The following is a 22,496-nucleotide window of genomic DNA, read 5'->3' as shown; positions in this document are numbered from 1 at the left end:
TACAGCGAGTGACGGAGAAGCGGAGGGGTCGACAGCCGCCACCGCTCCCCCTACCCTTCGATGGATCCCACACCATCCCCTTGACCAGGTATTTCTTTGCCGGGCCCGGATCGGCGGCCAGGTCGTCGCACGACCGTCCGTTGGCGCCCGCAGATGCCGCGGGGACTGTCCGTGTCCGGTCCGACTAACCGGTGCCGCAGAAATCCATGGCGCTCCGTCCGGCGCGTCACGCCGAGCCGGTCGTCCCCCGCCGGCGCACCGGCGCAGCACGTCCCGGTCCTCCGGTGACGCACTCAGCGGTACGGCGACCGTCGCACGGACAGGATCGCCACATCGTCGTGCTGGTCCCCCTCCCCGGCGAACGCGCGCGCGTCGTCGTACAGCGCACGCGGCAGGTCGGTGGAGGGGAGCGATACGCGCTGGGTGAGGCTTTCGGTGACGGGGTAGAACGCACCGTCGGCGGCGCGGGTCTCGGTGAGTCCGTCCGTGGTCAGCAGCAGTGTCGCGCCGGGCGGGAAGGCGAACCAGTCAACGGTCGTGGGTTCGGCGGCGAGTTCGGCGAGGCCGAGGGGGACGCCGGAGGTGAGGGCCGGCGTGGTGACGGTGGCGTCCTGCAGCACCTGCGGCAGGACGTGCCCGCAGTTGATGGCCTGTACCTCTTCGTGCGCGTCGACGTTGACGATGAGCGCTGTGACGAACCGTTCGTCGTCGCCGGTCTGCGCGGCGTAGGAATTGTGCTGTACGACAGAGGCATCCAGGGCATCGACGAGCGCGGTCAGGGTGGGCTCTCGGTGGGCTGTCGCGCGGAAGGCGCCGATGACGGCGAACGCGGCGCCGACCGCAGGCAGGCCCTTGCCCTGGACGTCACCGATCAGCACCCGGGTTCCCCATGGAGAGACGACGACGTCGTAGATGTCGCCGCCGACGAGCCGGTCCTCCTGTACGGGCTCGTACACGCCGTCGACCAGGACGTCGTCGGTGAGCACGGGCAGCGGGCGCAGGATGTGGCGCTGCATCGCGGCAGCGGTGGAGCGCAGCCGCAGCGTCTCCTGCTCGCGGCTGATACGGCGGTGGCATGCGTAGACGGAGGCCGAGCCCAGGACGAGGGTGAGCAGCACCATGAGGATCCTGTCGAGCCACGGCGCCTCGTCACCGGGCCGGAGAAACATGGCGACGATGACCACGAGCGCGGTCCAGGCGAACACGAACCGCGTCTGGCGCACGGTGCACAGTGCCGATGCCGCACCCGGCAGGAACACGAGGAGCCCGAGAAGCCACACCGGGGACTCCGACAGGGCACCCAGGGCCGCCACCAGAACCGTCACCGAAACTACGGCGATCACTACTTCGACTTCGCTCGGTGGTTCGATGGCCTCGACGGGACGAGCGAGCTTCTTCTGATGTTTGCGGACCACGGGACCTCCGGGGCAGATCGTGCACTCCCCGTACCGTAGGCAGGCTCGGCCGCGGGACGGCCGCGCCCCGCCGGACGCCGTCCTTGCCCGGCGACCGGCATCCCGTGCAGGTACATGGCACGCAGTCGTCCGGCCCTGCCGCATTCGCCTTCGCTGGTGACGGACCGGCCCGGGTCCGGGTCAGCGCCCCGTGCGAAGCGGGCGGGGTGCACAAGGGACAGCAGTCGATGGCCACAGCCTGACAGCGGGATTAAGGTTCGGCTCAGGAGAATCCGCTCGGTCCACCGAGCTGCGCCGAGGGGCAGACACGGCGGTCGCCCGAGGGGAGCTGGATGCTGCAGGCATTGGGGCTGAGCCCGGCTGAAGAAGCCGTCTACACCGCGCTGCTGGCCCGACCGACAGCCTCTGCGCAGGACCTCGCCCGGCAGACCGGACTCGAGAAGGCCGATACCACCCGCATCCTGAGTGACCTGGCGGCACGTGGCCTGGTGGCGGTCGACACCGAGGCAGGCAGTGGGGCATCCGCCCCGGTCGACCGCGGAGCCGGCGACGGACCCACCACCCGCTACCGGCTCACGCCGCCCTCCGTGGCCCTGGCCCCACTCCTCGTCGAGCAGCGCAACGCACTCCACCGGGCCGAGACCGCGTTCTCGATGCTGACCGAGCAGTACCGCAGCACTGCCGCACACCCCGCGGGCAGCGTCGTGGAGGTGGTCGTCGGCGTGGAGCAGGTCGCACACCGGTTCCACCAACTGCAGCGTGGCGCACAGCGGGAACTGCTGGTCTTCCTCGTCGGCGCGCCCATCGCGGTGCCGCGCGAGGATACCGACATGTCGGAGAGTGCCGCGCTGGACCGCGGAGTGGACTTCCGGGTCGTCGCCGCGAAGGACTATCTCGACGGTCTTGACGTAGCACGGGACATGCGGGCGGCCATCACGGCGGGGCTGGAACTCCGCCTGGTCGAGGCGTTGCCGCTGAAGATGGTCGTGTCGGACCGGGAGCGCGCCATGGTGCCCCTGGACGTGGCCGATTCCGGTGGCGAGCCGAGTGCCATCGTGGTGCACCGCAGTGGTCTGCTCACGGCCCTGGTCCGTCTTTTCGAGAAGGAATGGGCCCAGGCCCGGCCGCTGTACCCCACCACCACGGGTGTGCGGGTGCAGGCAACAGCGGAGCAGCAGCCGACCGAGGGGGAACTCGAAGTCCTCGCACTGCTGCTGGCAGGGATCCCCGACCGGCGAGTGGCTTCCCAACTCGGCGTCTCCATACGCACCGTGGAGCGACGTACGCGTCGCCTGATGGACCTTGCCGGAGCGGATTCGCGCCTGCAGCTCGGCTGGCACGCCGCACGCGCGGGTTGGCTGTGACCTGCCCCTCGGCCTGAGGCCGAGGGGTCTTTGCGCCTCGCTCGCCGTCCGGTACCCGGCCGAGTCACATCACGATCACGACCGCGTCCGGAGCGCCGCCGCCGCCACGGATATGACCACGTGGCGGAATACCGACATGCGGGAAACCCGTCACGCGCAGGCGCCCCTACGCCATCTGCATGTCTGCCAGGCTGCAGCCGCACCACGGCATTTCACTGCGTCGAGTAGGGAGATTCATGCGCCCCATAACGCGTATAGCCTTGGGCGCGGCATCCGCCGCGGCCCTGGCCTTCACCGCGGTAACGCCTTCCGGGGCGGCGGATACGCCGCCTGACGGTGCCTCGGGGAAGAGACCCGTCATCGGCAGCGGGTCCGCAGCAACCGGCGGCAAGCAGACGATGGTCACGCTCGTCACCGGCGACAAGGTCCTCGTGACCACGGACAAATCGGGCCGCAGCTCTGCGGCGGTGCTGCCCCGCGAGGACGGCACGCAGCCGATGGTCCAGACGTACCAGTCGGGCAAGGACCTCTACGTCTACCCCGAGGGCGCCTCCCAGGCGATCGCCGAGGGCAAGGTCGACGAGCAGTTGTTCAACGTCACCGGGCTCATCCGCCAGGGGTACGACGACAAGCACACCGACGCACTGCCGCTGATCGCCACCTACGGGAACAGTGTGAACGTCGCCAAGAGCGCGCCGACGGCCCCTCGTGGCTCCGAACGGGGCCTGCTCCTTCCCGCTGTGGGCGGCGTCGCGCTCAAGGCGGACAAGGACGCTGCCGCCACTTTCTGGCGGGACATCACCGACCCCCGCTCGCGCTCTGCCTCCGCGCTGAAGAAGCTGTGGCTGGACGGCAGGGTCGAGGCCACACTGGACCGTTCGACCGCACAGGTGCACGCGCCGGAGGCCTGGGCGGCCGGCTACGACGGCAAGAACACCAAGGTCGCCGTGCTGGACACGGGCGTGGACGCCGAGCACCCGGATCTGGTGGACCGGGTCGCCACGTCCAAGAACTTCACGGACTCCACGACCAGCAACGACCGGGTGGGCCACGGCACCCACACCGCCTCCACGGTCGGCGGGTCCGGAGCCGCCAGTGACGGCCGCAGGAAGGGCGTGGCCCCCGGTAGTTCCCTTCTCATCGGGAAGGTCCTCAACGACCAGGGCTACGGCCTGAACTCCTGGATCATCGCGGGTATGCAGTGGGCTGTCGACCAGCAGGCCGACGTCGTCTCCATGAGCCTGGGCAGCTCCGCGGTCGGGGACTGCACCGACCCGGTGGCCCAGGCCACGGAGCAGCTCTCGCAGAGCAAGCACACCCTGTTCGTCGTCGCCGCCGGCAACGCCGGCTCGGCCACCGAGACCGTCTCATCGCCCGGGTGCGTGCCCAGCGTGCTGACCGTCGGCGCCGTCGACCGGGATGACACCACGGCCTGGTTCTCCAGCCGCGGTCCCGTGGCCGTCACTCACACGCTCAAGCCCGAGATCGCCGCCCCCGGCGTCGACATCTCCGCGGCCAACGCGGGCGGCCGCGGCATCTACGCCTATCGGACGATGTCCGGCACCTCCATGGCCACCCCGCATGTCGCGGGCGCCGCGGCCGTCATCCGCCAGGCCCACCCGGACTGGACCGCACAGCAGATCAAGGCCGCCCTGGTCTCCTCCGCCCGCACGGGCGGCAAGGTCGCCGGCGCCGATCAGACCGGCGGCGGTGTCCTCGACGTGTTCGCCGCGGTGAACCAGAAGGTACTCTCCGCGCCCGCCGTCCAGGCCGGCAGCTACAACTGGCCGCAGGACGACTCGGACCGCACGACCGTGAAGGTGCCCTTCACCAACACCAGCGGCAGCGACCTGACCATGAGCCTGAAGGTCAGCGGCATGCACGGCAACGACGGCAGTGCCGTCCGCTCCGGCATCGTCGAGCTGGAGCAGCACAAGGTGAGGATCCCCGCGGGGGCCACCGCTCAGGTGCCGCTGCGGATCGACCCCACCGCCCGCCTGGAGGACTCCCAGTACGGTGCGGTCACCGGCCGGATCCTGGCCACCGGCGGCGATGTGCATGTCTCCGTGCCCGTCACGCTCTACGTCCAGCCGGAGACGGTCACGCTCCGGGTCAAGGCGATCGACCGCAACGGCAAGCCCGCGACCGGCCCCTCCTCCGTGGACCTCGTCAGCCTGGACGTCGACAAGGGAGAGCGCCGCAGCAACTCCGGGGCGACCGACCAGACGTACAGCGTTCGCCCGGGCAACTACTCCCTGAGCAGCTTCGTGGCGACGTCCGACGCGAACGGCACGCCCGAATCCATCAGCTATCTCGCGCAGCCGCAGCTTCGGATCACCCGGGACACCACCGTCGTCCTCGACGCCCGCCGGGCCCACCGGCTGAGCGTCCGCACCGACCGCCCCTCGACGGTGAACACCACCACGTTCAGCTACGCCCGCACATGGGACGACACCTGGCTGATGTCCGGCTCGCTCACGGCCGGCGAGACCATCCAGAACTTCTACGCGGACATCGACGGACGTGCCGAGAACGGCACCTTCGAGTTCCGGCCCACCTGGCGTGCGACCGGCTCCGAGGGCGGCTCGCCCTACGCCTACAACCTGACGTACCCGACCGAAGGACCGCTGCACACCGACCAGGTCCACCGGCCCAAGGACTCCCAGCTGGCCCAGGTCACCGAAACATGGAACGCCATGGGCAAGGAAGGAAACTACCTCGACGCCCTGTTCGTCCGTCCCGCCGAAAGCGGCACCGGCTACATCCCCGTGAGCCCGTTCGGCTCAGTGCATGTGCCCGACACCCGCACTGCCTACTACACGACCGGCGACGACATCTGGTACCACGGCGCGATGACCAGCTTCCCGTTTGCCGCGTTCATGGGCGACCAGGAGCGCACCTACCGGACCGGCCAACGGAGCGCCGAGGAGTGGTACCGCGGCCCGCTGCGCCCGGCCGCCCCACGTGACGCCGACGGCAAGCCGGTGCTGGCCGCCGAGCGGCAGGGCGACCTGATCGGCATCCAGACCGCGCTCTGGCTCGACGGATCCGGCGACCACTGGTCCTCCGGCGGATCTTTCGGCGACCTCGGAAACCTCGTGCTCAAGCGCAACGGCGAGCAGATCGCCACCAGCGCCTGGCCCTACGACACCTTCAAGGTGCCGGACGAGGACTCCACCTACGAACTCACCCAGAACCTGGAGAAGATCCCCACCTCGGACCGGAACTGGCTGCGCTCCACCGCCGTCACCACTTCCTGGACCTTCCGCTCCCACCGGGAACCGGACGTCTTCTCGCGCGGCCTGCCGATCCTCTTCCCGGCGTACGACCTGCCGGTGGACGGCCTGAACACCCTGCCCGCGCAGAGCGGCACAAAGGTCGGCCTGTCGGTCGAGGGTCATGCCGGATACACCCCCGGCGCGATCACGGCGGCCACGCTGTCCTACTCCTACGACGGCGGCACCACCTGGACCAAGGCCCCGACCGAACAGCATGACGGCCACTGGACGGCCGTCCTCGACCACACCGGCGCCTCCGGCAAGCAGGTCACGATGAAGTCCACCTTCACCGACGCCAACGGCAACGCGGTCACCCAGACCATCACCCGCGCCTACGACATCCGGTAACAAAACACGGTCCGGACGGGCGGCCTCCTCCTGGAGGCCGCCCGTCCTGTTCCATCAGGAATCAGGCCCGGCCGTGCATCTGCCGCCGACGTCGATCCGTACGCCTGACAGAGCACGGTCGGTCCTCCGAGGCTCCCCCTTCACCGCACACCGCGGCGGGGGAGCCTTCCTGTCCCGGGACCTGGGCACGAGGAGGCTCAGGACCGCCAACGCTGCACAACAGCGCCGGTAAGCGACCGAGGCCTCACCGACTCCCGTACCTCACCTGACATCCGCCACTCACAGCGGCCAGGCGGTCAGCAAATCGCCGGGGCCGTGGGTGGCGTCGAGCCCCGGACAGTCGACTCCACTACGCGAAACCGCCACGACTGGAACAGGTTCATCGGTGAGGGCAGCCCGGTGCCGATGCAGAGCGGCCAAGTCATGCCGGTCGAAGGGCGAGTGCTCCAGCCACTTGATGGAGCCGACGAAGAACAGCTCCTTGGCGATGGGGGCGCGGTCGGCCCCGACGATATCGATCTCGATGTCGTTGGTGCGGGTCCAGTAGCCGCCCACTGCGGAGGCCGCGGGCAGCCGGTCGTCGGGCAGTATCCGCGCCAGGGCCTCACGGACAAGAGGCTCGACGGCCCGACCACGCCAGCTGGTCCAGTTCTCCCGGATGCGCGCCAAGGTCAGATCGCCCCGCCCCCGCTCGATCTCCTCCATCGACGGGCCGAGCAGGTGCAGCCAGAACCGCAGGTACGGATCTGTCACCCGGTAGCGGCGGTCCTTCGACGGGCGCAGCGATACAGGCAGCTCGCCGGCGACGATCCGTTTGTCCGTAAGCAGCTCCAGAGCTCGCTGCAGCGGCGTGGCCCCGATCCCGCCGGCTGCACGGGCGATATTGGTGAAGGTCCGCTCGCCACTCCCGATGGCCGCCAGCACCTTGCGCGCCTGTACCTGCGGGGGGAATTCGGCGGCCAGCGAACGCTCGGCCGACACCAGCAGGGCCGAGACCGGATCGCTCAGCGCCTCGCCGAGAAAGTCCCACAGCCCTGCGCCGCGCGGCCACTCTGCGCAGATCAGCGGCAGCCCGCCGGTGACCAGTGCGGCGTCGAAGGCTTCCGCCGGATCCAGCCCAAGCATCTGCCCCACCTCGGCGGGGTTGAGCGGTCCCAGCACCATCTCCCGGCCGCGCTGGTGGAAGGGGCGTCCGTAGCTGTTCAGTGCCTCCATCATCGACAGATCGGAGCCGATGAGGACCAGCAGCACCGGCTTGGTCTCCAGCACCCGGTCCCAGGCCCGTTGCAGCATCCCTTCAAAAGCGCCGTCGGTATCCATCAGGTACGGCACTTCGTCGATGATCAGAACGCTCGCCCGGTCGGCAGGCAGCGCCGCGGCCAGCACATCGAACGCGGCATCCCAGTTCTCCGGCCGCGCGGCGGCCACCAGCCCCGCCAACGGCAGCGTCGACACTTGGGCGTCCCTGGCCAGCCGTGCCAGATTATCCCTGGGGGATGCACCAGTCGCAGCGAAGAACAAGAAAGGGGCTCCGGAGCGCTCCGCAAACCGCTCGACCAGCCGCGACTTGCCCACCCGGCGCCGCCCACGCAACATCACGCACCGACCGGGCCGCTCCCCGCCGATCCCTGCCGCCACCTTCTGCAGCTCTCGCTCCAACGTCGCCAGCTCCTGGCGACGTCCTACAAAATCCACCACGTCCGGTCGACCTCCACCCATGACACTAATAACAATGTTAGCAACATAGAGGTTAGTGATTGCCTTCGCGACCCTCGGCAGACGTGTCGACTGAGCCTTAAGACGTGGTGGCAGTCTGCGCACCGGTGTGCACTCAGGGTTGTCGTTTCGATCAGACCGCGCGCGTGCGCATCGTGTACGGGCAGGTGACACCGGAGGCGCTGTACCGACAGAACCGGTACCCGCGCACGGAATGATCGAGGTCGTAACCTGGACCAGGAACGTTCACTGCTTCTCAAGCCGTCCCCACCCATCGAAATGACAGGCCCCATGAAGAGCATCGATCACCCTTACTTCGGGCACCTTGAGGTTCCGCCGGTGGACGAGACGGAAGTCATCTGGGAAGGCACAGCCGCGCTGGGAAGCAGTGAGGTCGAAGTCCGGCTGTGGGCCGAACCCAGCTGGATGCGGGAGAACTGGATGCATTCGCGACGCACCTGGCCCACCTGCCGGCTCTGGACACCGCGGCTCGCGCGGCAATCCGTGAGGACCTGCAGCAGGATCGCTACTTCATCGACCACCACGCCGCCGAACTCGACGACGTCGAGGTGATCAAACGCCTCACCCGGGAAGCGAACGGCGAAGCGATCAGCGCCGACGCGTTCACTGCAGCCATGCACCCCGTTCGGATGGGGCCGTGGCACCTGATCGGCGAGGCCAAGGCCCGGGATCGTCATGGACTACACGATCGACGCTGCGACCAGTGACGAACTCCTCGCCGTCAAGGTGGCCCGCGACGGGGCCGTGGTTTCCGTCGACTGGGAAAGCTGACGGCGTCAGCCCCGCCTCGGTGGTGGCAACCCGGCAGCACCGAACGGGGCACGGCGCATCGACCCTGGGCGCTGAAGACCCGGACCGCGCCGGCGTGGGTAATAGAAAGAACTGCTCCCGGATCCCTGTCCCGGAATCAGCCACCCAATCGGCAGCTCATCCCAACGAGTGCATGCAACCCAGATTGTGTACACATGGCACACTCGGTACCCTTGGGGCATGACTCAGCTGCTGCCCATAGAGTCCATCCGCGACGTACGCGCCCACTTGGCCGAAGTCGTCGAACGGGCCGACCGCGACGACATGCCCACTGTCATCACCCGCCGCGGCAAGCAGGTCGCCGCCGTGGTCTCGATCGAGGTGCTGCGCAAGTACCAGGAGTGGGAAGAGCGCGAGATCAACCGCATCATCGACGAACGCATGGCGAGCCCGGCCGCCGGCGTCCCGATCGAGGACGTGATGAGGGAGACGCTGGCACGCAGTGAGTGACTACCGCACGGTGTTCCGACCCGAGGCCCAGGCCGAGCTTCGCAAGATCCCTCGCGACATGGCGCTTCGTATCCTGGCCAAACTGACAGAGCTGGAGAGCGACCCTTTCGGCTTCAACACCACGGCACTTGTATCCCAGCCTGAGCGCCGCCGCCTACGAGTCGGCGACTATCGCGTCTGCTACACCATCGACAACGGGGAACTAGTGGTGTGGGTCGTACACGTCGGACACCGCTCCACGGTCTACGACACGTAGCCGCTTCAGGTTCTGCGGACTACTGCGGACAGCACAACGGCCTGACCTGCCTTCTCGCAGGTCAGGCCGTTATTCACGTCCATCAGACGTTGAAGCGGAACGTCTGGGGGCTGATCCTGACCTGCGACGGAGCCCCGCCCATGGCCCTGACCAGGGATTTCTCCGTTGGCATGCGTTGGTCTTCGACGGCCGTTTACGGGTGTCCTGCGGACTGTCTGCGGACTGGCGGGTCCTCCACCGACGTGCAAATACACGGCCAGAAGGCCGCCGCTGTCATAGCACGGCAGTGCTATGACAGCCGCCAAGCAGGCTGGTGTAAGCGGCCTCCGCCGCGCGTCCCGGGACGGTGTCGGCGGGGGAGTGCGCCAGGAACGTGCTCGTGGCGCCCGAGTGCAGGATGCGGCCCCCGTCGAGGACGGTGACATGGTCGGCTTCCTCGGCCAGGTCGGCAACGTCATGGGTGGACATCAGCACGGACACATCATCGGTGAGGCCGTTCAGGACATCCCTGAAGACCCGCCTCTGACGGGGGTCCATACCCGCCGTGGGCTCATCGAGGAGAAGCACCCGGGCGTCGTGCACCAAAGCCGAAGCCACGCCCACGCGGCGCAGCTGGCCGCCCGAGAGCTGGCTGCTCTTGACATCGGCCTTGTCGGAGAGCTCGACCCGGGCCAGCGCGCGAGCCGCCTGATCCCAGGCGTCGCTGCGGTTCATGCCCTTGAGCCAGCCGACATAGGCAACGTACGAGCGGGCGGTCAGGGACGGCATGGGTGTGATGTCCTGCGGCATCCACGCGACCGCCTGGCGGTAGGCCTTCGTCTGGGAACCCAGGCTGTCGAGAGTGACCGTGCCGGAGCGGGGGCGGGTGACGGAGGCGGCCAGCTTCAGCAGCGTCGACTTTCCGGCCCCGTTGGGACCCAGGAGAATCGTCAGGCCGGAGGGAAGCCGGTAACTGAAGTCCTTCAGGATGGGCGAGCTCCAGCGCCGGTAGGCATAGGTGCAGGAGGTCAGTTCCAGAGTCATGCGAACGTCCTTGAGGTACGAATCTGGGCGAGGATGCCGACAGCGAGCATCAGAGCGGCGCCGGCCGCGGCGTGCGGGGCGCCTACGGGCTCGGGCACAACGGTCCAGGGGTAGGGGTCGTTGGAGCTGCGGTAGCCGACCATCACCACGGTCATCAGCCAGGCCGTCGGAAGCAGCGCACCGGACTGGCCGAACAGGGCGCGGCCCAGCAGCATCAGTCCGGTCAGGAAGGCGACATTGCGTCCCGCCGACTGGGCCACCTGTGAACCGATCAGTGTTCCCAATGCGAAGCTCGCCGCGACGGCCACAGTCACGACGGCGACGACGAGTGCCGTGTCCCGCAGTGCGATCCGGCGGATGCCGCTGATCTCCGGCGCCTTGAGGCGCGATTCGAGACTCATCATCAGGGCCGCCACCAGCGGGATCGGAACGAAGACGACCAGCCGGACGGTGACGGAGCCACTGGAGCCGAAGGTCGGCAGCGCGCTGGCCTTGTCCTGGATCAGCAACACGAGGCCGAGGAAGGCGGCCATGCCCAGGGTGAGGAAGAGGTGAGCCCGTCGGGCTCGGAGCCACCACATCACTTGGCGCCCTTACTGCATGCGCGGGTCAGGTTCTGTTCGAACCAGGCGCCCTGCTGCTGGGCAGGCGCGCGCCGAATCCTGTCGACCTCTCCGCGGATCCGGGACCACTGCGCAGATGTGATGCTGCTCAGCTCCTGCTCCTGCTGCATGCGCTTGCGGTTGGCGGCCTCCTCGCCGGTCACCTCGGCGGTCCACAGCCCCAGGGTCTGCGCCGTGGCGAGATCGGGATGCCCGCATGAGTAGTGCAGGGCGGAGCGCATCACCTGGAACCGCACGGTTCCGTGCCGTTCCCCCACCGACAGGCCGGCTCGCCAGACCTTTGAGGTGGAGGGTTGGGGACTTCTCCCGTCCGTGGACGCATCAATGATCATCTCAGGGGTCGACACCCCGGCCGCCCGGTAGTCCTGGAGTACGGATTCGGCGTACCGGTGCACCGAGTCGATGTTGTCGGCCGCACCCTCCGCCATGCACACCTTCGGGGCGTCTCCCACACAGGTCAGAGTGCCGTGTCCGATCAGCATGGGCGGGATCGGACCCCAGCCCCGCACCATGTGCTGGGCGCCCGCCATCGAGGCGAAGGCCAGGGCGCCGGAGAGCACCACACGCAACAGCAGGACGCGCACGGGCAGCCACAGAAGGGCCACGGCCGCGGCGATGCCGGCGGTAAAGAGGATGTGGGGTATCAGAGTGGCGGGGTCGGCCGCTTCACCAAACCTGGGTATCTCGGGGTACTGGCCGGAGACATGGCGCTTCCACCATTCTCCGGTGGTGACGGTCGACCCGACCACGATGAAGGTGAGTACGGCGGCCACCGGCGCGGCGATCATGTGCGGCACATGGCGGCCGATCCCGAAGCCGATGACGCCATGGGCCACGCAGACGGTCATAGCCATCAGCAGGGGATACACGCTGTCGAGCGTGGGGGGAGTGCTGGTCTCGACCAGCGCACCGGCCACTGGCAGGACCAGCATCATCCAGGGCAGCAGGAGGACGGGAAGGAGAGCCTGCGCGGCAATGTGGTAATGGGAACGGGTCGGCGCCAACTCCCAGATCTTGCTCTTGGCCAGCCGCCCGCTCTCCCACACCCCCAAGGCCATCGCCGTGGCGTAGGCGAACGTGTACAGGGGGCCCAGCGCGTTGGCGACGAGGGTGGGCGCGTAGCCGAGGTGGCCGGGGCGAGGGCCGGAGGATCCGAAGAAGTAGCTGAGGAGGGTGAGGGCTATGGCGAAGGGTGCGAACCAGAACGCGCTGCTGGCGCGCAATCGTGCGAGAAGGCTCAAGGGACGGTCTCCGTGGGGGGTGGGGCGCGAAATCGTACGGGCGGCGGGGTCCATTCCGAAGAGAGTCCCCGCCGCCGCACGTCAGTTGTCAGCTATCGGCTACTAAGCCGTTAGTCAGCTGCAGTGGTGTCGATATAGACGTCCCGGGCCCACATCTGGTTCGACCCGCCGATACTGCCGAGCTTGAAGTAGAAGTCGTTGACCGGAAGGTCGTGCCACTCGCCCGCGCTGACCGCAGTGCTGCTGTTGAAGCAGTTGGTGAAGGTGGCGTCGCCCTTGTAGTTGTCATAGTTGAGGGAGACGTCCTCCCACAGGTTGACGTCCACGCTCGTCGCGTAGCCCTGGTCACAGCCGGTGAAGCGGATCTCCGAGTACTGCTCGTCGTCCCATCTACTGGACTCGAAGCCGGACATCACGCCCGACATGCTGCTACTCCAGTTGGCGTACGCGGACGGCGCCAGCGTCAGCACCAACGTCGCGAGCGTGCCGCCAACAACGGCTATGCGTGACTTCTTCATGCGGAATGTACCTTCTCTTTTGGTAGTTGAGCAGGGGAAATTCACTGACTGCCCATCAAGGGCGGGTTGATCTCACACGGTGCCAGGGACACGTCAACGCGCCGGTGTCACGAAACCGACTACGCAACCACTCCCGGTCTATTGCCGTGGGGTCGGCGGGCGCGTTCATGCGTCCAAGAGCATCCTGGAACCACCGCGTGACGGGCGGGTTGTGGACGGCTGTGGGATAGGCCTCTGGTGCGCCTTTCCCTGACTTGCTGTTATGCCGGGTTCAAATAATCGACGCGGAGGCTTCTGCCGCTCCCCTACTACCAGTGCGAGGGACTCGGGAGCCTCGACATGTGTGGTTGAATCACGCCGTCGTCCAGCCCTGGATCGACACGTCCAGCCCACCGCTCAGGTAGCGGCGGAGGGCACTGGCGGTGGTGTCGACGAAGGGTTCGGGGATGGCTTCGGCGTCGACCCAGCGGACCTGGGAGTGCTTGCGGGGTTCGCGGTTTTCGGGTTCGCCGGTCCATCCGTGGGCGGCGAAGACGACGGTCAGGAAGCCGTTGGGGGCCTCGACGCCCCAGGCGCCGTGGATGATGTGGGCAACCTTGAGGGATTCGGGCTTCACCGTGAGGCCCGTCTCCTCGTAAAGCTCGCGGACCGCAGTCTCGGTGATGGGCTCGCCCGGTTCGCTCTTGCCGACGGGGAGGTCCCACAGGCCCTGCGCAAACTTGGCGTTCTCGCTGCGCTGGAGGAGTACGACGCGGTTGGTGGCCTTGTCATGGACGATGACGGCCGCGACCAGCAAGGCCATCGACTCGAGCGCCGGATTGAGGGCTTTGGAGCGTTCGTCGGTCTGCTGAGCCACGGTGTTCCCTTCGTCGGGCGGGTTGTTGGGCATGTTAGGCGAGGGCCTCGCGTGCGCGGCGGGCGAGATCGGCGGCGCCGGGGACGCGGCGGCGCTGGTAGACCGCGAGGGTGCTGCGGATCGAGGTGATGGCCTTGCGGGTGCGGTCGGAAGTCATGCCTTCCATGAGGACCAGGGCCTGGGTCCAGGCAGCGACAGCCTCGTCGGCGCGAGCCTGGGCGGCGAGGCTGTCGCCGAGGTCGGCATGGGTGAGGGCGTGGACACGCTTGTACTTCTCCGGGTCCCAGCGGGTGAGCGCGTCGCGGTGCTGCTGTTCCGTGCCGATGTGGTCGGCGAGGTCGGTCAGGGTGCGGGCGGTGTGGCTGGCCACGGTGCCGGCCGCGGGGCCGCTGACCCGGGAGAAGCTCGGCTGCGGACCATCCTCGCGCAGGAGGGCGTCCTCGGCGGCGAGGAGAGCACGTGCGGCCGATGGGTTCTCGCCGACGGCCGCGTAGGCACGGGCGTGGGCGATGTGGAGCAGCGCTTCGGTCTGGCCGTCGACGTGGCCGAGGCCGCGGCTGAGGGCGCCTTCGACGAGGTCGACGCAGTGGTGGGGCTGTTTGAGGCTGAGGGACTGGTGGGCGAGGGCGCGCATCATCCACGCGGCGTGGCCGTGGGGATCTGCTTCGCAGGCGAGCTGGTATCCGACCTGGTAGTAGCGCTGGGCAGCTCCTGCCTGGCCGAGGTCGTGGTGCTTCCACCCTGCCAGGTAGGCGAGTTCGGCGACTGCACCGAAAGCGGAGTTGCGTAAGTCTTCGCAGGCGAAGCGACCTCGGAGCATGGGTGCTGCCGTGTCGGCGAGGTAGGCGGTAACGGTGGTCAGGCCATGGCCGCCGCCGAGGCGTTCGTCCGCGGCGCTGAAGGCCGCCGTGATCTGCCGTACGACGTCGATGTCCTCACCGCCGATGACGGACCGGCCCGCTCGGGCGCGGAGCATCCGGGAAGTGGCTTCGTGATCGTGGACGAGCGGCATGGCGACGCCAGCTGTGGTGAAGGCGGCGATGGCGAGAAAGCGGCGGCGTTCGACATCCGCGCGGCCGAGGTCGGTGACCGTGGCGACCGGGTCGCCAATGTGCAGCGGCTCGGTGTCCGGGCTTTCCAAGCCGATCTCCGTCTGAGTCACGACACGGCCCAACCGGCGGGAGAGCGCTTCGGCCACGTACTGGCCCGCCCTGCCGTACGGCGCGCGGGCACCGCCCACCCAGTGGGAGATGGCCGACTTGTTGGTCTGGAGCAGTTCGCCGTTCTCGGCGGCGATGCGGCGTACGTCCTTGGCGAGCTCGTCGTACGTGCACCCGGCGGCGTTGATCGTGTTGCGCAGGCGAGAGTTGGCGCTGGTCGGTGCCGGCACGATCGCCTCCGCTCCAGATCTGTAAACCGCGTATACCGCTTGACCTCGGTCACACCGTACCCACTCTGCGTAGCGGGCGGTTCACTTATCGACAGCCGCCCCACTCTCGGGCCGGGCGGCCCCCAAGTTCCGTACGCCCTACCGGGCTCGGGCATTCCTATGCCCCGGCCCGGACGATCAGAGACGGAGAAACGGTGACCACCATCGACACCGCGACCATCACGGTCGAGCTGACCGACGCCTTCGACCCACGATGGAACCGCCTGCCCGGCATCCAGGTGGACGGCCGGCGCATCACCATCGACCCGGCCGAGTACTTCTTCCGCTTCGAATCCAGCACCTGGCTCGTCGCCGACTGGGAGTTGGTGAAGGCCCAGCTCCTCGACGTGGACGAGAGCACCGAGAGCGCGGTCGAACAGCTCGCGCTCAACTTCATCAAGAACCACGGCGAGTCCACGTCGGACGCCGCTCGCGTGCTGGCGACGGCGTCCGGCGTGTACTCGTACCTCTTCCGCGAGGAGCACCTGGCCGGCCTCGGCCTGCCGCAGATCACCGCCGACCACCTGCGCATGCTGCGCGAGGCGGCCACGCTGATGGCGCTCAACAAGGTCGAGCTGGACGGCCACATCTCCAACGTCGGCCCGTGCTGGTTCTTCCCCGCCGCCACCTCCGTGGTCTTCGACCTGGACGACGAGACGGGCGGAATGCTGGACGAGGTCTACCACGGCGGCTGGTTCAACGAGCACCGCCGGATCGAGTCCATCAAGGCTCACGCCGCGCTCGGCGGCCGGCTCGTGCACGGCTGCCAGTCCGTGCCGGACCAGTCCGGCGGGGTCGTCGCGCCCTACGGTGCCTCGATGGCGAACTTCCGTGACGACCTGGCCGAGTCCACGGCGGGCTGGATCGAGCAGGTCTATGCCCACCGCGTGACCGCGGCCGAGTAACCCCACCCCCAGTACGGCTCCGGGGCGGGCTGACCCGCTCGCCCGCCCCGGAGCCCACCAGCCCCCTGGAGACCCCTATGGACCAGAGCCTGACCGCCGCTCTGCTGGACGACCTGTGCGCCCTCGTCGGCAAGCCCCTCCCCGAACGTGCCGAGATCCGTGTCTGGGGCATGTCCGGCGTCGAACGCGTCACCTTCCCCGACGGCACCACGGCCGTCTTCAAGTACGCCAAGGAGCCATTCGACCGCGAGGCCCAGGCCCTGCGGGTTGCCCACCAGCGCGGGCTGCCGGTCCCCGCGCTTCACGCCACCGCCATGCAGGACAAGTGGCTCGGGATGCTCATGGACGACCTCGGCACTCCCGCACGGGAGGCCGACGACCTCGACGGCGTCGCCGCCGCCGTGATGCTCCACGCCGCCTGCCCGGCGGGCGGTCTGCCCCTCCTCGACGGTGCGGGCCTCGCGGCCCTGCCCGGCCGAGCCCTCGATCACCTCCAGCGGCTGCGGAAGGCCGTCCGCTGGACGGACTGCGACGACATCGAGACCGCGCTGGGGAAGATCTCCGCCGCGGCCGAGGCCCGTGTCCAGGGGGCGACGCTCGACCCGTTCGGCTGGGTCCACTCCGAGTTCCACCCCACGAGCGTCCACATCGGGGAGAACGGCTGGCACCTCCTCGACTTCGCCCGCGCCTTCACCGGGCCCGGCCTGATCGACCTCGCCTCGTACCACGGCACCACCGACGCGCCGAGCCCCGTCCGACTACGAGTGTTCCTGGAGCAGTACGTCACCGCAGGCGGCCACGAGGACGCCCTCGCCACCCGGGGCGGCCTGGCCGCCGAGGCGTGGGCCCTGGGCTGGCACCGCATGTGGGCCGTGGAGTGGTTCATGGAGCAGGCCATCCGCTGGATCGACGACCCGGCCAAGGATCCCGCGTACATCCCCGTCGTCCGCCGCCACCTGAACGACGTGGTCCAACTCCTGGAGGTCTAGGTGCTCGCCCAGGTTTCCCCCTGGTACGCCCACGCAGCCCAGCGCATAGCCGCTGCCCCCGCGCACGCCCTCACCGCACCGGCCCGGATGGAATGGAGCACCCACGCGGGCGTCGGTCCCGGAGCTGAGATTCTGGGACGGGATCTTTGCGGCAAGCGCGTCCTGGAGCTGGGCTGCGGCCCCGGCCACAACGTGGCCCACCTCGCGAAGCACCACCAGGCCCGCGTCACCGGCGTGGACCTGGTCGGCCTCCAGATTCGCCGAGCCCGCTCCCACTACGGCCACATCGACGGCGCAACCTTCGCCGCCGGCCACGCCCTGCACCACCTTCAGGCCACCGGCCAGACCTTCGACGCGATCTACTCGGTCTTCGGCGCCGTCGGGCTGGTCGCCCCAGAGCTCCTACTCACCGCGATCTCCCGCCGCCTGGTGCCAGGCGGCGTACTGGCCTTCTCCGTGCCGCACCCGACACGGGCCGGAAGACATCCTTCGCGAGACGACCGTCCCCGCGAGGACTACGTCACCATGCCCGACCGCACCAGGCTGCCCATCGCCCGCTGGGAGTTCGACTCCCGCCGGTGGGCCGCCCATCTCTCCCGGACCGGTCTGCGAATCACCTCGGCCGTCGAACTCCGGCACCCTGGCCTCGCCGCGTGGCCCACCACTCTCCTGATCACCGCCCGCAAACGCTGACCGACGGAGGCAACGATGCTCCTGCCCTACCTCCTGCTGGACATTGACGGCGTCCTCGTACCGTTCCCGGCGGCCGACGGCAGCACCCCGTCCACGCATATCCGACACAGCGTTCTGCCCGCGGGCCGCAACCCCGACGACCCTGTGCCCATCTGGCTCAACCCAACCCACGGCTCCTTGCTCGCCGACCTCCTGGCCGGCGATCTCGTCGCCCCCGTGTGGTGCACGAGCTGGCGCAGGGACGCCGCCACCGTCGCCGGGCCTCTCCTAAGGCTGCCGGAGTTTCCCCACCTCGACCTCCCCCGCCCCCAGATCACCACCAGCCACCCCAACGGCTACCTGTGGAAGCGCGACCATGTCGAACCATGGCTCGGTGAATCGGCTGTCGTCTGGGTCGACGACGACTTCACCGGCCTCGACCACGCCTGGGCCTCCGAACGGACTGCCCGTGGCCACCCCACGCTGCTCATCCAGCCGGATCCGTACATCGGACTTCAGAGGGCACACCTCGTGGCGGTCCAGGAATGGGCCTCGCTACAGGCCACGGCAAAGGGATCTCTGGAAACGGAGTATCAAGGCCAGGCTGGTCAAAGCCGTCTGTGAAGCGGCGGCCGCTCAGCATATGAGCGCTACCGAAAACCCAGCGCGGTAGGGGTGAGCTGGGGTGATGAGAGGCGACGGGGGGCAGGTCTGCCAGCACCATCCCAGCACGGGAAACAGCATGGGGTCGACTCCCGGAGGAGCCGACCCCATCTGACCTGCATGTTTACCAGGCAGCCAACGCGGTGTTGTTTCACCCGCTCACACGTTGAACCGGAACTCCACCACGTCCCCGTCCTGCATCACGTAGTCCTTGCCCTCCATGCGGGCCTTGCCCTTCGCGCGGGCCTCGGCGACCGAGCCCGTTTCGACCAGGTCCTCGAAGGAGACGATCTCCGCCTTGATGAAGCCCTTCTGGAAGTCGGTGTGGATCACACCGGCCGCCTCGGGGGCCGTGGCGCCCTTCTTGATCGTCCAGGCGCGGGCTTCCTTCGGACCCGCCGTGAGGTAGGTCTGCAGGCCCAGGGTGTCGAAGCCGACTCGGCCGAGGGTGGCCAGGCCGGGCTCTTCCTGGCCCATGGACTGGAGGAGCTCCAGGGCCTCGTCGTCGTCGAGCTCGATGAGCTCCGACTCGATCTTGGCGTTGAGGAAGATCGCCTCGGCGGGGGCGACCAGGGCGCGCTGCTCGTTCTTGAAGTCCTCGTCGACCAGCTCGTCCTCGTCGACGTTGAAGACGTAGAGGAAGGGCTTGGTGGTCAGGAGGTGCAGCTCGTGGAGGAGCTTGCCCTTCTCGGTGCCCGCGGTGATGCCCGAGGCGAAGAGGGTCTGGCCCGACTCGAGGATCTTCTGGGCCTCCTCGACCGCGGCGAGAACCGCGACCTTCTCCTTCTGGAGGCGGGACTCCTTGGTGAGGCGCGGGACGGCCTTCTCGACGGACTGGAGGTCGGCGAGGATCAGCTCGGTGTTGATCGTCTCGATGTCGTCCTTGGGCGAGACCTTGCCGTCGACGTGGACGACGTTCTCGTCCTTGAAGGCACGGATGACCTGGCAGATCGCGTCGGACTCGCGGATGTTCGCGAGGAACTTGTTGCCCAGGCCCTCACCCTCCGAGGCGCCGCGGACGATGCCGGCGATGTCGACGAAGTCGACGGTGGCCGGGAGCAGCTTCTGGGAGCCGAAGATCTCCGCCAGCTTGTTCAGGCGGGCGTCCGGGACGCCTACGACGCCGACGTTCGGCTCGATCGTGGCGAACGGGTAGTTGGCCGCCAGCACGTCGTTCTTGGTCAGGGCGTTGAACAGGGTCGACTTGCCGACATTCGGCAGGCCGACGATTCCGATCGTGAGCGACACGTTGGCGACTTCCTGAGGAGTGAAGAGGTGGGCGGGAACGCTGCGGGCCCAGGTGGGCCGATTCTCCAGTTTACGGGCGGGGGCAACCGGGTCCCCACGGGTCCGGTCGGGTGCCGATCCGGTTCCCGTTCGGCCGTGTGGCATCGAACTCATCCCCTAGGTCGCCCAAAGGGCGTGTCCCGCACCTGTTTCCTCCTGCCCGGCGACCTACGTTGTCCCGGTGGAGCAGCACAGGACACGTCCCCCGCAGCGCAGGCAGTCTCGCCAGGCCCCGCTGTCCCCGCAGGGCACCATCGAGGAGACCGCGACCGTCTATCGGGTGGTGAGCGCGCCGGAGGGCCGCTCCCGTCCGGTGCCGCCCGTAGTTCTCGCGCTGCGCAGGCTGCCGAACCCCCGGCTGACCGGCATCGGGGCCGGGCTCTTCGCCGCCGCCACCATGTTCGTACTGGCCTGCCTCGACCTGCTGGTTCTCGACGGTTCGTCGGTGGTCTTCGGCGTGCTGTTCCTGCCGGTCTGCGCGCTGACCGCGCTGTGGGTGCGGCCCGCGGACCTGGTGACCGCGCCGATCATCGTGCCGATCGCGTTCGCCATCGGGGTCATCCCGATCGCCGGTGGCACGGGCGGCTTCGGCGGCCAGACCATGGCGGTCGTCACCGCGCTCGCCGTGCACGCCGGGTGGCTGTACGGCGGAACGCTCATCGCCGGGCTCATCGCGACCGTACGGAAGGTACGACTGATGCGTCAGCGGCAGCGCCGCATGCTGCTCGCCGCGCAGACGGCACGCCCCTCCTCGCGGGGACCGCGCCGCCCGCGGCGGTGAGCAGCTCAGAGGGCCGCCGGACAGGCCCCTAGCGGCCCGCGGCCGCCATCGCCGCGCCCACGATGCCCGCATTGTTCTGCAGCTCCGCCGGCACCATCTCGGCCCGTACGTGCTCGATCAGGGGCAGGAACTTGTCGGCCTTGCGGCTGACCCCGCCGCCGATGATGAAGAGCTCGGGCGAGAACAGCATCTCCACATGGGCCAGGTACTTCTGCACCCGGTGCGCCCAGTGGTGCCAGCTCAGGTCCTCGTCCTCCTTGGCCTTGGTGGAGGCGTGCTTCTCCGCGTCGTTGCCGTTCAGCTCCAGGTGGCCCAGCTCGGTGTTGGGGACGAGCCGGCCGTCGATGAAGAGGGCACTGCCGATCCCCGTACCGAGCGTCAGCACGATCACGGTGCCCTTGCGGCCCCGGCCCGCGCCGAACGTCATCTCCGCGACGCCGGCCGCGTCCGCGTCGTTCAGCACGGTGACGGGGAGGCTCAGCCGGTCGCCGAGCAGTCCTCGGGCGTCCGTGTCGATCCAGCCCTTGTCGACATTGGCCGCGGTACGGGTGACACCACCGGTGACGACGCCGGGGAAGGTGACGCCCACCGGGCCCGACCAGTCGAAATGGCCGACGACCTCGGCCACGCACTCGACCACGTCCTTGGGCGTGGCCGGGTGCGGCGTCAGTACTTTGTGGCGCTCCTGCGCCAGGTCTCCGCGGTCCAGGTCCACGGGAGCGCCCTTGATCCCGGATCCGCCGATGTCCACGCCGAAGATCTGCATGCAACCCACGGTACGGGCAGGCGGCCCGGCTCACTTCCCGGAACGTGCCAATGCCGGAGGGCTACTTCTCCGAGAGCGCGGCGGCCTCGGCGCGCAGATCGCGGCGGAGCTCCTTGGGCAGTGAGAAGGTGATGGACTCCTCGGCCGCCTTCACGATCTCCACGTCCTCGAAACCGCGCTCGGACAGCCAGGCCAGGACGCCGTCGACCAGCACCTCGGGAACCGACGCCCCGGAGGTGACGCCGACCGTGGAGACACCCTCCAGCCAGGCCTCGTCGATCTCTTCGGCGAAGTCGACCAGATGGGCGTCGTTCGCACCGGCGCCGAGGGCGACCTCGACCAGGCGGACCGAGTTGGAGGAGTTCTTGGAGCCGACGACGATCACGAGGTCGGCGTCCGCGCCCATCTGCTTCACCGCGATCTGGCGGTTCTGCGTGGCGTAGCAGATGTCGTCGCTGGGCGGCGAGATCAGGAGCGGGAACTTCTCCTTGAGCGCACCGACCGTCTCCATCGTCTCGTCGACGGAGAGCGTGGTCTGGGAGAGCCAGACGACCTTCGACGGGTCGCGCACCTCGACGCCGGCGACGTCCTCGGGGCCGTCGACCAGCGTGATGTGGTCGGGGGCCTCGCCGGAGGTGCCGATGACCTCCTCGTGGCCCTCGTGGCCGATCAGGAGGATGTCGAAGTCGTCCTGTGCGAAGCGGACGACTTCCTTGTGGACCTTGGTGACCAGGGGGCAGGTCGCGTCGATCGTGGCGAGCTTCCGCTCGGCCGCCTCCTCGTGCACGGTCGGCGCGACGCCGTGCGCGGAGAACATCACGATCGAGCCCTCGGGGACCTCCGCCGTCTCCTCGACGAAGATCGCGCCCTTCTTCTCCAGGGTCTGTACGACGTACTTGTTGTGAACGATCTCGTGGCGCACGTACACCGGGGAGCCGTACTGCTCCAGGGCCTTCTCCACGGCGATCACGGCACGGTCCACCCCCGCGCAGTAGCCACGGGGAGCGGCGAGCAGGACGCGGCGAGGTGTCGTAGCAGTCATGCGACCCATCGTAAGGCCGAGTCGAACGCGCGGAGGATCAGCC

At 68.6% G+C, this 22,496-nt stretch carries 21 protein-coding genes; 10 read left to right on the top strand and 11 right to left on the bottom strand.

The window, feature by feature from the left end:
- Positions 1–293: 293 nt before the first annotated feature.
- A complete protein-coding gene (locus OG978_RS26250) occupies positions 294–1,415 on the bottom strand; it encodes a PP2C family protein-serine/threonine phosphatase (protein ID WP_326767559.1) in 1,122 nt (373 codons plus the stop codon).
- 332 nt (positions 1,416–1,747) lie between these two features.
- On the opposite strand from OG978_RS26250, the gene OG978_RS26245 reads away from it, so the two are divergent.
- Both OG978_RS26245 and OG978_RS26240 read left to right on the top strand, forming a co-directional pair.
- Entirely contained in the window at positions 1,748–2,779 is a 1,032-nt protein-coding gene (locus tag OG978_RS26245) for a helix-turn-helix domain-containing protein (protein WP_326767558.1), read from the top strand.
- Positions 2,780–3,015: 236 nt separating this feature from the next.
- Positions 3,016–6,405 (top strand): S8 family serine peptidase, encoded by a 3,390-nt coding sequence (locus OG978_RS26240; protein WP_326767557.1) that lies wholly within the window; start codon positions 3,016–3,018, stop codon positions 6,403–6,405.
- A gap of 279 nt (positions 6,406–6,684) precedes the next feature.
- Here the strand turns inward: OG978_RS26240 and OG978_RS26235 are convergent, their stop codons facing one another.
- On the bottom strand, positions 6,685–8,103 hold the full coding sequence (locus tag OG978_RS26235) for an ATP-binding protein (protein ID WP_326767556.1): 1,419 nt from the start codon (positions 8,101–8,103) through the stop codon (positions 6,685–6,687).
- 425 nt (positions 8,104–8,528) lie between these two features.
- Here OG978_RS26235 and OG978_RS26230 point away from each other — a divergent pair, with 425 nt between their 5' ends.
- From OG978_RS26230 to OG978_RS26220, 3 genes are all read left to right on the top strand, one after another.
- Positions 8,529–8,849, top strand: a complete 321-nt coding sequence (locus OG978_RS26230; RefSeq protein WP_326767555.1) for a hypothetical protein — start codon at positions 8,529–8,531, stop codon at positions 8,847–8,849.
- Positions 8,850–9,132: 283 nt separating this feature from the next.
- Positions 9,133–9,402, top strand: coding sequence for a type II toxin-antitoxin system Phd/YefM family antitoxin (locus tag OG978_RS26225; RefSeq protein ID WP_326767554.1), 270 nt, complete (start codon positions 9,133–9,135; stop codon positions 9,400–9,402).
- A complete protein-coding gene (locus OG978_RS26220; RefSeq protein ID WP_326767553.1) occupies positions 9,395–9,658 on the top strand; it encodes a type II toxin-antitoxin system RelE family toxin in 264 nt (87 codons plus the stop codon). Before OG978_RS26225 ends, OG978_RS26220 begins: the two co-directional genes overlap by 8 nt.
- Positions 9,659–9,931: 273 nt before the next feature.
- Here OG978_RS26220 and OG978_RS26215 read toward each other — a convergent pair whose 3' ends face one another.
- The 6 genes from OG978_RS26215 to OG978_RS26190 all read right to left on the bottom strand — a co-directional run bounded on the left by OG978_RS26215 (position 9,932) and on the right by OG978_RS26190 (position 15,309).
- A complete protein-coding gene (locus OG978_RS26215) occupies positions 9,932–10,681 on the bottom strand; it encodes an ATP-binding cassette domain-containing protein (protein ID WP_326767552.1) in 750 nt (249 codons plus the stop codon).
- On the bottom strand, positions 10,678–11,262 hold the full coding sequence (locus tag OG978_RS26210; protein WP_326767551.1) for a hypothetical protein: 585 nt from the start codon (positions 11,260–11,262) through the stop codon (positions 10,678–10,680). The genes OG978_RS26215 and OG978_RS26210 overlap by 4 nt, the downstream gene beginning before the upstream one ends.
- The gene (locus OG978_RS26205) at positions 11,262–12,545 is read right to left on the bottom strand and encodes a DUF7224 domain-containing protein (RefSeq protein WP_326767550.1); all 1,284 of its coding nucleotides are present in this window, start codon (positions 12,543–12,545) and stop codon (positions 11,262–11,264) included. The genes OG978_RS26210 and OG978_RS26205 overlap by 1 nt, the downstream gene beginning before the upstream one ends.
- A gap of 110 nt (positions 12,546–12,655) precedes the next feature.
- Positions 12,656–13,063 carry a hypothetical protein gene (locus tag OG978_RS26200; RefSeq protein WP_326767549.1) on the bottom strand — a complete coding sequence of 136 codons (408 nt, stop codon included), beginning with the start codon at positions 13,061–13,063 and terminating at the stop codon, positions 12,656–12,658.
- Between the two features lie 352 nt (positions 13,064–13,415).
- Positions 13,416–13,952, bottom strand: coding sequence for an NUDIX domain-containing protein (locus OG978_RS26195; RefSeq protein WP_326767548.1), 537 nt, complete (start codon positions 13,950–13,952; stop codon positions 13,416–13,418).
- Between the two features lies 1 nt (position 13,953).
- On the bottom strand, positions 13,954–15,309 hold the full coding sequence (locus OG978_RS26190; RefSeq protein ID WP_326767547.1) for a tetratricopeptide repeat protein: 1,356 nt from the start codon (positions 15,307–15,309) through the stop codon (positions 13,954–13,956).
- 194 nt (positions 15,310–15,503) lie between these two features.
- Between OG978_RS26190 and OG978_RS26185 the strand changes: the two genes are divergently transcribed.
- The 4 genes from OG978_RS26185 to OG978_RS26170 all read left to right on the top strand — a co-directional run bounded on the left by OG978_RS26185 (position 15,504) and on the right by OG978_RS26170 (position 18,538).
- Positions 15,504–16,253, top strand: a complete 750-nt coding sequence (locus OG978_RS26185; protein WP_326767546.1) for a hypothetical protein — start codon at positions 15,504–15,506, stop codon at positions 16,251–16,253.
- A gap of 77 nt (positions 16,254–16,330) precedes the next feature.
- The gene (locus OG978_RS26180) at positions 16,331–17,242 is read left to right on the top strand and encodes an aminoglycoside phosphotransferase family protein (RefSeq protein ID WP_326767545.1); all 912 of its coding nucleotides are present in this window, start codon (positions 16,331–16,333) and stop codon (positions 17,240–17,242) included.
- Positions 17,243–17,935, top strand: coding sequence for an SAM-dependent methyltransferase (locus OG978_RS26175; RefSeq protein WP_326767544.1), 693 nt, complete (start codon positions 17,243–17,245; stop codon positions 17,933–17,935).
- Between the two features lie 15 nt (positions 17,936–17,950).
- On the top strand, positions 17,951–18,538 hold the full coding sequence (locus OG978_RS26170) for an HAD domain-containing protein (protein WP_326767543.1): 588 nt from the start codon (positions 17,951–17,953) through the stop codon (positions 18,536–18,538).
- A gap of 198 nt (positions 18,539–18,736) precedes the next feature.
- On the opposite strand, the gene ychF is transcribed toward OG978_RS26170, so the two are convergent.
- Positions 18,737–19,825: a redox-regulated ATPase YchF gene (gene ychF, locus OG978_RS26165; RefSeq protein WP_326767542.1), complete on the bottom strand. Its 1,089-nt coding sequence runs from the start codon at positions 19,823–19,825 to the stop codon at positions 18,737–18,739.
- Between the two features lie 220 nt (positions 19,826–20,045).
- On the opposite strand from ychF, the gene OG978_RS26160 reads away from it, so the two are divergent.
- A complete protein-coding gene (locus OG978_RS26160) occupies positions 20,046–20,645 on the top strand; it encodes a DUF6542 domain-containing protein (protein WP_442817750.1) in 600 nt (199 codons plus the stop codon).
- Between the two features lie 28 nt (positions 20,646–20,673).
- On the opposite strand, the gene ppgK is transcribed toward OG978_RS26160, so the two are convergent.
- Both ppgK and OG978_RS26150 read right to left on the bottom strand, forming a co-directional pair.
- On the bottom strand, positions 20,674–21,411 hold the full coding sequence (gene ppgK / locus OG978_RS26155; protein ID WP_326767541.1) for a polyphosphate--glucose phosphotransferase: 738 nt from the start codon (positions 21,409–21,411) through the stop codon (positions 20,674–20,676).
- 61 nt (positions 21,412–21,472) lie between these two features.
- Entirely contained in the window at positions 21,473–22,462 is a 990-nt protein-coding gene (locus OG978_RS26150) for a 4-hydroxy-3-methylbut-2-enyl diphosphate reductase (protein ID WP_326767540.1), read from the bottom strand.
- Positions 22,463–22,496 lie beyond the last annotated feature (34 nt).

The sequence above is a fragment of the Streptomyces sp. NBC_01591 genome, assembly GCF_035918155.1.
Taxonomy (GTDB): Bacteria; Actinomycetota; Actinomycetes; order Streptomycetales; family Streptomycetaceae; genus Streptomyces.
Note: the sequence above shows the minus strand (reverse complement) of the source record. Positions and strands in the feature narration are given on the sequence as shown.